Below are 702 nucleotides of genomic sequence, written 5' to 3' on the forward strand. Positions count from 1 at the left end.
AACGTTGCGTGTATGAATCGTTGTGGCGAAGCCACTATGATTTTATACACCTTGTTACCAGTAGTTTTTTATTCAGTAATATACTTTTCAAATTCCGATTTATCAATTTTCAAAATTACAGTTGGTTTTTCCAACTTCAATTTTCCGTTTTCTGTAACCGAAACGTTTTTATCATTTGGTTTTTCCATAAAATATTCAAATTCATTTTTCCCAAAATCAAATTTGGACCAGGCAAAAGTTCCTTTTCGGTTTTCATTTTGGTAATAATCCATTTCGTATTTAGCATTTAAAATTCCATATTCAATAATCTTTTTAAAATGCCCATTTCTTGGTTCAGGTTTCCACCAATATGTTTTGTACTTTCCAGATTGAATTTTATCTTTTTCCCAATTTGATTTTAATTTTGGTATTCCGAATTTTTCGCGTTCAGTGTTAAATTCAAGCCCGTGATTTTTGTTTATGGGTATAAAAAACTCTGATATAACCATAATTAAGATAATTTGAATATAACCTTTTCTCTTGTTCCAAAAGTTTTTGAGTAATTCTTTAATTGAAGATTCTCGATTTTTATTCCAATGCCAAATTAAGAAAATTGGTGTTGAAATTAGAAAAATCATCAATATTCCAAAAAAGAAGTAATGTCCGTTCATTTTAATTACTGGTAACGTTTAATATATGTGTCGTAGCAGGGCAAAATGTTAC

General features: G+C 28.8%; 1 protein-coding gene. It reads right to left on the minus strand.

All coding sequences use genetic code 11. The features are described from left to right. Positions 1–68: 68 nt before the first annotated feature. Positions 69–488 (minus strand): hypothetical protein, encoded by a 420-nt coding sequence (locus tag ACWNT5_RS24235; RefSeq protein WP_456518857.1) that lies wholly within the window; start codon positions 486–488, stop codon positions 69–71. Positions 489–702 lie beyond the last annotated feature (214 nt).

Source organism: Aquimarina sp. 433 (assembly GCF_054054605.1).

Bases quoted from the DNA above. Each gene is read 5' to 3' on its own strand.
- ACWNT5_RS24235 (WP_456518857.1), bottom strand. From the start codon at position 488: ATGGTTATATCAGAGTTTTTTATACCCATAAACAAAAATCACGGGCTT.